Consider the following 12,089-nt stretch of genomic DNA (forward strand, 5'->3'; position numbering starts at 1 on the left):
GAATTCGGCTCAGATCCCGCGCCTCGCCATCCACCGGTAGAGGAGGAACGCGGCCACCGAGAGCGCGATGAGGCCCGGGCCCACGAGCAGGAAGATCGGGCTCCGGCTTCCCGTCGATCCTCCGATGGTCAGCAGGATTCCGACGGTCATTCCGACCCACGGCAGGATCAGCCGCAGCGGTCCGTACCGCCACCGACGTCGCGGCTTCTCTGCACCGTCTTCGTTCGATGAACTGCTCATGACTTTCCCTCGCGCCGGGCTCGGCGAGCCGCCTACCGCGCGCCCAGGAAGGTCTGCGCGCCGAGCACGAGCGCGTCGACGCCGCGCTCGATCGTGGGGTGCAGGATCGGCGCGAAGTACGGTGAGTGGTTGCTGGGGATGTCTTGCTCGAACCGACCGGCTGCCTGCGCGGTCATCACGGTCTCGGGGTCCGATCCGCCGGTGATCCAGAACACGAGAGGCACACCTGCCGCGGTGGCGAACTGACCGACATCCTCACTGCCCGACACCGTCCCGTAGTCGATGATCGAGCTCCCCCACGCATCGGCGAAGCTCGCCCGCAGAATCTCGGTGTGCTCGGCCGAGTTCACCGTGGCCGGGGCGCTCATGTTCATGGTGATGGTGGGCGGCGTCGCCATCCCGCTCGCTGCGGCTTCACCCTCGACGATCCGCCGCACCGAACCGAGCACGCGGTCACGGATCTCCGGATCGATCGTGCGGATGTTGATGTCGAGCGTCGCGTCATCCGGAATGATGTTGGACTTGGTGCCCGCGTGGAGGCGCCCGACGGTGAGCACCGCGAGCTTGCCCGGGGTCACCTCTCGGGACACGATCGACTGCAGGCGCACGACCGTCGACGCCGCGGCGAGCACCGGGTCGATCGTGGTCTCGGGGCGCGAGCCGTGACCACCCCGGCCGTGCAGGGTGACGGTGAGGTCGTCGACACCGGCCATCGCCGCACCCGACGTCAGCGAGATGATTCCCGCGGGGAACGGGGCGACGTGCTGACCGAGCACGATCGACGGCCGTGGCACACGATCGAGGAGGCCGTCGTCGATCATGGCCTTCGCACCGACGATCGTCTCTTCCGCCGGCTGGAAGATCGCGACGACGGTACCTGACCAGTCGGCGCGCTCCGCAGCGAGCCTCTCCATCGCTCCGATCAGCCAGGTGACGTGCATGTCGTGACCGCACGCGTGCATGACCGGCGTCTCGATGCCGTCGGCACCGACCACTGTCGCCGTGCTCGCGTATTCGAGGCCGGTCTTCTCCTCGACAGGAAGGCCGTCCATGTCGGCGCGCAGCCAGACCACGGGGCCGGCGCCGTTCTCGAGCACGGCGGCCACACCCGTGCCGCCGATGCCCTCGGTGACGGTCAGCCCCAACAGACGCATCCGCTCGGCCGCGATGGCGGCGGTGCGATGCTCCTGGAAGCCGAGTTCGGGATGCGCGTGAAGATCCGTGTAGAGATCGTCGAGACTGACGGTTTCCGACATGCACCAAAGCTAGCAGCCGCGACTTTCGCCGAGGCGGGGCCGGTGCGGCAGGCGCTCGACCGCATCGATTCCGGAACTCGCGATCCGCGATTTCGGAAAGCACTCACTGTAGCGAGGGCGGGACTCGAACCCGCGACACCACGATTATGAGCCGTGTGCTCTAACCACCTGAGCTACCCCGCCGGGCAGGCCTCCAGCGTCAGCCGGATGAACCAGAGCCCCGAGTCAGGATTGAACTGACGACCCCTTCCTTACCATGGAAGTGCTCTACCACTGAGCTATCGGGGCGCAACCACACGCTCGCGCGAACGGCAACCGTACGAGAATATCACCTCCGCGAGCCGCTCCCGAACCACCCCATCGAGAAGCCCTGCGGATGACGTCGGCCGAGGCATTCTCGCCCTCCCGAAGGCTGCCCGACCGAGCCAGATCGCGGTGGTCAGGCACCCGGTTCGAGTGTCGGTGGTTGCCTGCAGAGTTATCTCATGACAGCACGGCACACCCCGACCGGCCACGGTGCCGATGGTGTGCCCGAGCGCGGTCGTGCTGCCGGTCCGCGTCCCCGGTCGGATGCCGAGCTGCCACCTCAACTCCCGGGCACAGCCCCCTCCCGCGAGCGGCGATCGCTGCCGATCCTGCTCGAGGTCGACATCGATATGGCGTGCGACGAGGACGGGTTCGATCCGCCGCTCACCGCCGCCGAGCGGGCAATTGCCGACCAACTCATCGCCGGTTGGCGAGCAGATGAGGATTTCGCCGATGACGCCACTCGTGGCGCGGGCCCGTCATTCTCGAGGTCCCCCTCCCCCACTTCTGCCACTGCCACTGCTACTGCCACGACTTCAACCTCGACCTCGACCTCTGCCACTGTCCAGGCCTCGGCTGCTGCCGCTGGCGCTGCCACTGCCGCTGCCGCTGCCGTCGAGGGTTTGCCGCATGGTGTGGGGTGGTCGCCGCGGGCGTCGCTCGAGTTCGATCTGCGCACCCTGCGGCAGCTCGAGGCGGAGGAGAACCGCATCGCGGCCGACCGTGCCCGGGTCCTGGCCCGCATGGCCGCCACGACCGATGCGATCGAGGCTGCGGAGCCGACGCGGGGAACGTCGCGCGATATCGAGATGGCGCGCCGATCCATCATCGCGGAGATCGCGTGCGCACTGACGGTGTCCGAACGGCTCATCCAGATGCGTCTCGATGACGCGGAACGTTTCCACACCGATACCCCCACCCTCCTCGACCATGTCACGGCGGGGCGGCTCGGGTTCCGGCAGGCGCAGATCCTCCTCGACCACACCTCCTCCCTGCCCGGCGAACACCGTGCCGCGTTCATCGATGCCGTTCTCCCCGTCGCGGAAAGCTCGACCCCGCCGCAACTGCAGCGTCGCGCCCGCACCCTGCGTGAACGCCTGCACCCCGACTCGATCACCACCCGCCGCCAGGCGGCAGTCGCGAAACGACGCGTCGGACTCACCCACACGCACGATGGCATGTCCTGGCTGAACGCCTACCTGCCCGCCGCGACCGCGATCACCATCGACACCCACCTCTCCGACATCGCCGGACACCTCGCCACCGCCGACGACGAGACCCGCACCCTCACCCAACTCCGCACCGACGTCTTCATCGACCTCCTCACCGACCAAGCCCGCCCCGCACTGACCACCGACACCACCGCCGACGCCGACGCGAACGCCAACGCCAACGCCAACGCTGACGCTGACGCGACCGCTACAGCAGCCGGCGCGGGCTCGCCGAAGGGCACTGCAGGCAACGTGGGTGACGTGTCGGGAATTACGGCTCGTGATTCCGGCGGCACGCGCACGGCCCAGCGCTCGCCGCGTCGCCGCCGGGGGCCGCGGCCAACCGTGATGATCACCGTGCCCGCCCTCACCCTCCTCGGACACACCGACGAACCCGCCACCCTCGACAGCTACGGACCCATCCCCATCGAGACCGCCAGGGAACTCGCCGGCGACGCGACAAGCTTCATCCGCATCCTCACCCACCCCGAAACCGGAACCACCCTCTCCGTCGGACGCGACCGCTACACCGTCCCACCCGACCTCAAAGCCGCACTCCACCACCGCGACACCACCTGCCGCTTCCCCGGCTGCAACCAACCCGCCCTCACCTCAGACATAGACCACACCACCGACTGGCAACACGGCGGACCCACCACCCTCGACAACCTCGCCCACCTCTGCCGCACACACCACACCCTCAAACACCACACCGGATGGACCGCCACCCACACCGGCCAGAGCGACGACAACCCAAGCCACAGCACGAACACGAGCGACGGCACACTCACCTGGACCTCACCCCTCGGCCACACCTACACAACCCACCCCACCAACGCCATGCCCATGCGCCCGCACCAGACGGGAGCGCCACCCGACGTGCCACGGGACACCACACCCGCACCACCCGCACCATTCGCGCCACCCGCCAGGACCGCAGCACCTGCACCGCCCCTCGCGGCGTCAGGCGCGCCCACGACAGACACCGACCCCGCCGAACACCCACCGTTCTGACGAGTGGACGCTCCGACGCGCGGGTGTTCAGATGAGTCGCCGCTTACGCGCACGGGCCCACAGCTGTCGATGCCTGCCGACGCCTGCCGACGCCTGTCGATGCCTGCCGACGGGCCTCGGTGCAGCGCGGACCATCCGACGGAACCCCGCTCACTCCAGCGATCGACCTAAGCGACCGACCTATCCAGCGACCTGCGATCGTGAGCCGCAGTGTGCAGCACCCATCACGAAGACCAGCTCACAACTCACTGAACCGACACTCGGCTCCCGGCCCCGGCACCGCCGAAACGTCGCGCGTCACGCACCCCACGCCGGCGCCGAAGCGCCCGGCAGCGACCACACCGTGAAGGTGCTGTCCGCCGAGACCGCGGCCCAGACGCCGTCACGCTCGACGAGTTCGGCCTCACCCAACAAGCGTGAAGCAACCGTGATCGGCCCGCCGACGGCATCCGTCGCCCACTCGAGGTCGAGCGAGCCGCGGCCCGCGACGATGAGCAAGGTCTCGTCGACGCTCTCGCGCACGAAGGCGACCGCCTGATCGGCGACGGCGATCCAGCGCATGCCGCCCGTATCGAGCACGGGGTGGTCGCGACGCAGGCCGATCGTCGCGCGATACGTGTCGAGCACGTGGCGCACAGCGGGCTCGCTTTCACTGCCCCACGGAATCGGCGTACGCGATTCCTCGCCGTCTCCGCCCGTCAGCCCGAACTCGTCACCGGCGAACACGACGGGGATGCCGGGAAGCGTGACCGAGAGCCCGAGCGCGAGGGGCACCGTTCCGGGCGCGGCGTTCGAGGCGAATCTCGCCGTGTCGTGGGTGTCGAGGGCGTTCATCGTGCCGAGCCGCACTCGCCACGGGTACGCGGCCGTGAATCGCTGGTGCTGCGCGACGAACTCGCGCGCATCGAGCTTCGGGATACCCCCGATCGGCTGCGTGAAGTACCACGGCTCGGTCGTCGTGCTTCCGTCCCAGTCGAGTCGCGGCGCATGGGTCGGCTCGCTGAGCCATCCCCACAGCGGCCGGGTGAAACACGTGTACGTCATGGCCCCGTGCCACGCATCGCCCTGGAAATCGCTCGCGGCGTCGTTCGTCGACTCGCCGAGCAGGATCGTGTCGGGGTTGACCTCGACCATCGTGCGGCGGATCTGCTGCCGCACCGACTCGTTGAGGTCTTCGTCATGCAAGCGCCCGGTCATGTTGGCGACGTCGATGCGCCACCCGTCGAGCGAGTACGGCGCCTGCAGCCAGCGGCCGACGATCGAGTCCGGTCCCTCGATGAAGCGTCGACGGAGTTCTGCGGACTTCCAGTTGAACTTGGGCAGCGTGACCGCGCCCATCCAGCACTCGTACTCGGTGTGCGCGTCGTTCGAGAAGTAGTAGAAATCGCCCTCGGGCGCATCGGGGCTGCCGAACGCAGCGCGGAACCACTCATGCAGATGACCCGAGTGGTTCGACGTCAGATCGCCGATCACCCGGATGCCGCGTGCGTGTGCTTCCTCGACGAGCCGGATGAGCGCCTCGTCGCCGCCGAGCAGTTCGTCGACCTCGGCGAAACTCGCGGCGTCGTAGCGGTGGTTCGACGCCGCCGGAAAGACGGGCGTCAGATACAGCAGGTTCACGCCGAGCGACACGAGGTGACCGAGACGCTCCCGGACGCCGTCGAGGTCTCCCCCGTAGTACTGCTGCGATCGCCCGGGCACGACAGGATCGACGGGGTCCGACCAGTCGGCGGCGATCGCCCACTCGGGAACGGGCCGCTCGTCGGCCGCAGCCGACCGCGCGAACCGGTCAGGGAACACCTGATACAGGACGCTCGACGACAACCACTCCGGCGGCGCGTCGTAGGCGAGCAGCGCGAAGTCCTCGCCGTCGAGCTGCTCGATACGGCTGAGGCCCGACTGGTTCAACCATTCGGCGCCCGCCGGACGCCCCTCGTCGTCGGCGTGGATGAAGACCCACCGGTACCCGTGACGGGGATTCGCCACGACGACGTCAGCCTGCCACCAGTCCCAGCCGTCGACATCGGATGACACGAGCGTGGCCTCGCTCCACAGCGGCTCGTGATCGGGGTTCGACCGCACCCGCACCGCGTGCAGCGGGCCGTACCCGACCGGCACACGCACCCGCACGGCGACGGAGTCGCCGAGTTCGGGCGTCGAGTTCGACACGTAGAGCGCCGATCCATCGTGGTGCGGACGGTTCGCTCGACGGTCCTCGCTCATGGGGTCGACGCTACCGGCTACTTGACGCTGCCGGCTGTCAGACCACCGACGATGTACTTCTGCAGGAAGAGGAACAGTGCCATCACCGGAAGCGCCGCCATCACTGCACCGGCCGTGAACGCGCTCCAGTCGGCGTAGCGCGGGTTCGACACGAGCTTCGTGAGGCCGACGGCGAGCGTCTGCTTCTCGGGGTCGATGAGCAGCACGCTCGCGACGACGAACTCGTTGACCGTTCCGATGAACGAGAGCAGCGCCACGACGGCGAGGATCGGCGCGACGAGTCGGAGGATGATCGTGAAGAAGATCCGCGCGTGCCCCGCGCCATCGATCTTCGCGGCCTCGTCGATCGACGCGGGAACCGTGTTGAAGAAGCCGTACATGAGGTACGTGTTCACACCGAGCGCGCCGCCGAGGTAGACCATGATCAGACCGAGGTGCGTGTTGAGGCCGATCGCCGGGAACCAGTCGCCGATGGCGCTCATCAGCAGGAAGATCGCGACGACGGCGAGCAGCTGCGGGAACATCTGCACGACGACGATCGTGATGAGACCGAAGCGTCGGCCGGTGAAGCGCATGCGCGAGAACGAGTAGGCGGCAAGCGCTCCGAGGAATACGGTCGCGACGGCCGTGACGCTCGCGATGACGAGCGTGTTCATGAACCACGCGGCATACGGGATGTCGGGGCTCGACAGGATGCGCACGTAGCTGTCGATGCCGATCGCCGAGAAGAGGGCGTTCGATCCCGTGAGAGTGCCCTGCGGGTTGAGCGACGACGACAGCACGAAGAGCAGCGGGAACAGCGAGAAGACGACCATGACGATGCCGACGATGTGCCGCCAGCCCGTCGCACGGATCCAGCGGCCGACGTTGAACGGCTTCCGCGGCGGGACGTACGGCGTCGCGTTCTTCACGCGCTCCTCTTCGAGGAGTTCGGCCGCGAGGAGACCGGTATCGGTTCCGGGAACAACGTTGGGAGTGCTCATCAGTTCAGTTCCTCCAGCGCGCGGGTCTTCCTGAAGCTGATGATCGCGATGATCGCCACGACGAGGAAGATGATGATCGAGAAGGCGCTCGCGAGACCGTAGTCACGCGTCTGGCCGGTGAACGCCACCTTGTAGACCATGGATATGAGGATGTCGGTATGGCCGACGGCGATACTCGTCGACGAATCTCGAGGACCACCGTTCGTGAGCATGTAGATCAGGTTGAAGTTGTTGAAGTTGAACGCGAACGACGAGATCAGGAGCGGTGCGATGCTGACGAGCAGCAGCGGAAGTTTGATCAGGCGGAAGATGGCCCACGGCTTGGCGCCATCGACGGTCGCCGCCTCGGTGAGTTCGTCGGGGATCGACTGCAGAGCACCGGTGCACACGAGGAACATGTACGGGTAGCCGAGCCAGAGGTTGACGATGAGGATCGACACCTTCGCGAGAGTGGGATCGGTCAGCCAGGGGACCGACGCACCTCCCAGGAGCACCTGGTTGATGAAGCCGAAGCTCTCGTTCATCATTCCCGCCCACACGAGCGCGGAGAGGAATGAGGGGAACGCGTACGGGAGGATCATCAGCACGCGGTAGTACTTGCGTCCCTTCATCCGCATGTCGTTGAAGACGATCGCGAGGAAGAGGCCGAGGAAGAAGGTCGTCGCGACCGAGACGGCGGCGAAGACGAAGGTCCAGATCGTGACGTAGACGAGCGGACCGCGGATCGACTCCTCGGTGAACGCACGCCCGAAGTTCTCCCAGCCGATGACGATTTGCCATCCCGGGAGGAGCTGCTCGCCGTCATCCGCCGTGAACGCGCCGACGCCGGTGTCGGTGTAGACGACCCCGGTCGTCACGTCGGTCATGGTGCCGGCTTCGGCGTCGTACTGGAGGTTCGAGACGTAGAGGTACCCGCTCTGGCCGTCGGGCGTGCGGACGGCGCCGTCGTTGGGGTCGTCCGAGGCGGGTACGGCGAGCGAGGTGATCTGGTCGGTGCGCGCGATGACCTCGGCGAAGCTGAGGGTGGTCCACCCGTCGGCGCCGACGGCCTTGTCGCCGTCCATCTGGGGGTTGTCGACCTGCTCGAGAGGCGAGTCGTTCGTACCGACGAGGACATCGCCGTCGGGCTCGGTCACGAGGAGTCCGAGGGTGCCCGCCTGGTCGACGACGCTCACCTGCAGGGTCGGAGAATCGGGAACGCGCTCGAGCGCGGAGCTCATGAGAGCGGAGACGGCCTGTTCCTTCGAGCCGTTGTGGCCCGTGCCGTAGTTCGTGAAGCCGATGTAGGCCGTGTAACCCAGGACGAACACCTGGAAGAGGATGAGGAAGATGACGCCCGGGGTGAGGTACTTCGCCGGCAACTGCGTGCGCGAGAAGTAGATCCAGTTCACGATCACGGTGACGACGGCGATGACGCCGATCACGAGCCACTGATCGTGCAGGAGGAGAACGAAGATCCCGTAGATCGCGATCGCATCGACGATGCCGAGCAGGACGATCTTGACGAGAAGCGTTCGCCATCCTCCTGAAGCGGCTTCGGCCATACGGGCCGCTTGCTTCTGTCGACGCGTCGGCTTCGGATCGGTCCTGACGTCGTCGTCGATCATGGAACTCATTGTGCTCGCTCTTCCGGGGCTGAGGTAGTGGTCCGGGGCGGACGCCTGTCGGCGCCCGCCCCGGATTCACGAGTTGTTACTGGATCGCTGCCGCAACATCAGCGGCGAGCTTCTGCCACGTGGTGGCGGGGTCGGCTCCGTTGATGATCTCGGCCTCGGCGATGCCCCAGTACTGCCACACGGCGCCCATCGCGGGGATCGCGGGCATCGGGACGGCCTCAGCACCGACGGCGGCGAAGCCGGCGATGATCGGGTCGGCCGAAGCGGTCTCGGCAGCCGACGCAAGGGCGGGGAGGACGTTGCCAGCCTCGAACAGCGAGAGCTGCACGTCTTCGGTACCGAGGTAGTTCACGAGGAAGTCGTTCGCGGCGACCTTGTTCTTCGACTCCGAGCTGACGTAGAAGCCCTTGACGCCGGCGAACGGCGATGCAGGCTGGTCGGTCGGGCTCGGGACGGTGTCGATCGCGACGTTGATGCCGGCGTCGACCGCAGCGCCCACGTTCCACGGACCGGTGAGCCAGAAGGCCGCGGTGCCGTCGAGGAACTGCTGCTTCGCGATGTCGCCATCGATGTCGGTGTTGAAGACTCCGGTGCCGTTCTTGCCCTGCGAGCCGAGCCATGCAGCGAACTGCTCGCCGCCGGCGTTGCCGATCTGGAGGTCGGTCGGGTCGTAGCCGGCGTCGGTCGAGCCGAAGACGGGTGCGCCGAACGCGGTCTGGAACGGGTAGAGGTGGTACGGGTCGCCCTCAGCACCCTGCTGGACGACGAACGTGCCCTTCGCGACCATGTCGTCGAAGCTCGTGGGAGCCTCGGGAACCAGGTCGGCGTTGCGCAGCACGGCGATGTTCTCGACGGCGTACGGGAGGAGGTAGACGGTGCCCTCGTAGGTGGCGGCCTGGATGGCGACCGGGAGGTAGTCAGCGGCGCTGTCACCGAGCTCGAGGGGAGCGACGACACCGTTGGTCGAGAGCTCGCCGAGCCAGTCGTGCGCACCCATGACGACGTCGGGGCCCTTGCCCGTCGGCACCTGCTGGATGAAGTCGTCCTTGATGGTCGAGGTGTCCTTGCCGACGAGCTTGACGGAGATGCCCGTCTTCTCCTCGTAGGACTCGGCTGCGCCCTTCAGAGCGTCGAGACGCTCGGAGTCGACCCAGACCGTGAGCGAGCCGCCCTCAGCAGACGTTTCGCCGCCTGCATCGCTGTCGCCGGCTGCGCAGCCGGCGAGTCCGAGCGTCGCAGCAATCGCGAACGCTCCAGCTACAAGGAGGCCCTTCTTGTTCACCCTCATTGGTGTGCCCTTCTCAGTGTGCTCGAGTCCGGCGCCTTCGCCATGGTGAGGGAGCTGTGGTCCCCGTTCCCTACGGGGAACCGTGCACCGGCACGAAAGGCCGTTCTTCCGATGGAGTGCTCACAATTCTGCAAGCGATTACAGGTATACCCTGCCCGAGCGATGTTGACAACTCGGGAATGCCGATTCGATATATCTTCGTGATACTTGACGGGATCAAGGACATCTGCAAGCGCTTCCACGCCTTTCTTTTTCGCGTAGAGTGTTCCGTCATGACTACAGAGTGGTGGCGTTCCGCCGTGATCTACCAGATCTACCCCCGATCGTTCGCCGATGCGAACGGCGACGGCATGGGAGATCTCGCGGGGATCACGAGTCGGCTGCCGTCCCTCCAGGCGCTCGGCATCGACGCGATCTGGCTCTCGCCCTTCTTCACCTCGCCGCAGCGGGATGCCGGCTACGACGTCGCCGACTACTGCGACGTCGACCCCCTCTTCGGCACGCTCGCCGACTTCGACGCCATGCTCGCCGAGGCCCACGCCCGCGGCATCCGGGTCATCGTCGACCTCGTGCCGAACCACTCGTCCGACCAGCACGTCTGGTTCCAGGCCGCTCTCGCCGCCCCGGCGGGCAGCCCGGAACGCGCTCGCTACATCTTCCGCGACGGCCTCGGTGCGAACGGCGAACTGCCTCCGAACAACTGGGAGTCGGTGTTCGGCGGCGGCATGTGGACGCGCACGACCGACGCCGACGGCACGCCCGGCCAGTGGTACCTGCACATCTTCGATACGACCCAGCCCGACTTCGACTGGACGAACGAGGACGTGCGCGAGGAGTTCCGGCGCATCCTGCGCTTCTGGCTCGACCGCGGGGTCGACGGATTCCGCGTCGACGTCGCGCACGGGCTCATCAAGGCCGACGGGCTGCCCGACTACACGCCTCCCGCCGAGGGAGGCAGCATGGGCGGCGGAACGGCCCTCGAGCCCGGAATCACCGCCGAGGCGCCCGCGACCCCGCCGTACTGGGCCCAGGACGGCGTGCACGAGATCTACCGCGACTGGCGATCACTGCTCGACGAGTACTCCGGCGACCGCATCCTCGCTGCCGAGGCCTGGGTCGACCCCCTCGAGAAGCTCGCCCGCTGGGTGCGCCCCGACGAGATGCACCAGTCGTTCAACTTCGCCTACCTCGAGACCCCGTGGAACGCCGCCGCACTGCGCACCGTGATCGATGCCTCGATCGCGGCGTTCCGCTCGGTCGGCGCCCCCAGCACGTGGGTGCTCTCGAACCACGACGTCGTCCGGCACGCGTCGAGGCTCGCTCTCACCGCCGAGAACCTGCAGGGGCACGGCATCGGACCGAAGACCACGGGACTCCCCGATCCGGTCGTCGGCCTCCGCCGCGCTCGCGCCGCGACGAGCGTCATGCTCGCCCTCCCCGGATCGTCGTACCTCTACCAGGGCGAGGAGCTCGGCCTGCCCGAAGCGATCGACTTGCCCGATGACGCGCGGCAAGATCCGACGTGGTTCCGCACCAACGGCGAACGATACGGCCGTGACGGATGCCGCGTGCCGATCCCCTGGGAGGCGGATGCGCCGTCCTACGGCTTCGGCCCGTCAGCACGGTCGTGGCTTCCCCAGCCCGCGGACTGGGCGCACTTCGCGCGCGACCAGCAGGTCGACGATCCCGACTCGACGCTCTCGCTCTACACCGACCTGCTGCGCCTCCGCCGCGAGCACGCCCTCGGCCTGAGCGAGCTCACGTGGTTGCCGGGCTACGGCGACGACATCGTCGCATTCCAGACGAGCGGCGGGTTCGTCGTCATCGGCAATGCGGGCTCGGAGGCCATCAGCCTGCCCGACGGCGCTGAGATCGTCGTCGCGAGTTCGCCCGTGTCCGACAGCATCCTTCCCCCGGACACGACCGTGTGGTTGCGCGCCTGAGTCGACGGC

General features: G+C 67.4%; 8 protein-coding genes and 2 tRNA genes. 2 read left to right on the forward strand and 8 right to left on the reverse strand.

Annotated elements, in window-relative coordinates; translation table 11 throughout:
- Positions 1-9: 9 nt before the first annotated feature.
- The 4 genes from BJ972_RS09340 to BJ972_RS09355 form a co-directional block, all read right to left on the reverse strand.
- The gene (locus BJ972_RS09340; RefSeq protein ID WP_129173570.1) at positions 10-240 is read right to left on the reverse strand and encodes a hypothetical protein; all 231 of its coding nucleotides are present in this window, start codon (positions 238-240) and stop codon (positions 10-12) included.
- A gap of 32 nt (positions 241-272) precedes the next feature.
- Positions 273-1,496, reverse strand: a complete 1,224-nt coding sequence (locus BJ972_RS09345; RefSeq protein WP_129173568.1) for an amidohydrolase — start codon at positions 1,494-1,496, stop codon at positions 273-275.
- Positions 1,497-1,605: 109 nt separating this feature from the next.
- Positions 1,606-1,679 (reverse strand) — tRNA-Met (locus BJ972_RS09350).
- A 33-nt stretch (positions 1,680-1,712) separates the two neighbouring features.
- Positions 1,713-1,784, reverse strand: a tRNA-Thr gene (locus tag BJ972_RS09355).
- Positions 1,785-2,023: 239 nt separating this feature from the next.
- Here BJ972_RS09355 and BJ972_RS09360 point away from each other — a divergent pair.
- Positions 2,024-4,027: an HNH endonuclease signature motif containing protein gene (locus tag BJ972_RS09360; protein ID WP_179419940.1), complete on the forward strand. Its 2,004-nt coding sequence runs from the start codon at positions 2,024-2,026 to the stop codon at positions 4,025-4,027.
- A 297-nt stretch (positions 4,028-4,324) separates the two neighbouring features.
- Here the strand turns inward: BJ972_RS09360 and BJ972_RS09365 are convergent, their stop codons facing one another.
- From BJ972_RS09365 to BJ972_RS09380, 4 genes are all read right to left on the reverse strand, one after another.
- Positions 4,325-6,250: a glycoside hydrolase family 13 protein gene (locus BJ972_RS09365; RefSeq protein ID WP_129173564.1), complete on the reverse strand. Its 1,926-nt coding sequence runs from the start codon at positions 6,248-6,250 to the stop codon at positions 4,325-4,327.
- A 17-nt stretch (positions 6,251-6,267) separates the two neighbouring features.
- Positions 6,268-7,233: a sugar ABC transporter permease gene (locus BJ972_RS09370; protein ID WP_129173562.1), complete on the reverse strand. Its 966-nt coding sequence runs from the start codon at positions 7,231-7,233 to the stop codon at positions 6,268-6,270.
- Entirely contained in the window at positions 7,233-8,840 is a 1,608-nt protein-coding gene (locus BJ972_RS09375; RefSeq protein WP_129173560.1) for an ABC transporter permease subunit, read from the reverse strand. Before BJ972_RS09375 ends, BJ972_RS09370 begins: the two co-directional genes overlap by 1 nt.
- A gap of 85 nt (positions 8,841-8,925) precedes the next feature.
- On the reverse strand, positions 8,926-10,137 hold the full coding sequence (locus tag BJ972_RS09380) for a sugar ABC transporter substrate-binding protein (RefSeq protein ID WP_129173558.1): 1,212 nt from the start codon (positions 10,135-10,137) through the stop codon (positions 8,926-8,928).
- Between the two features lie 272 nt (positions 10,138-10,409).
- On the opposite strand from BJ972_RS09380, the gene BJ972_RS09385 reads away from it, so the two are divergent.
- Positions 10,410-12,080, forward strand: a complete 1,671-nt coding sequence (locus BJ972_RS09385) for a glycoside hydrolase family 13 protein (protein WP_129173556.1) — start codon at positions 10,410-10,412, stop codon at positions 12,078-12,080.
- The last annotated feature ends 9 nt before the right edge of the window (positions 12,081-12,089 follow it).

It is taken from the genome of Agromyces atrinae (assembly GCF_013407835.1).
In the GTDB taxonomy this organism is placed as follows: Bacteria; Actinomycetota; Actinomycetes; order Actinomycetales; family Microbacteriaceae; genus Agromyces; species Agromyces atrinae.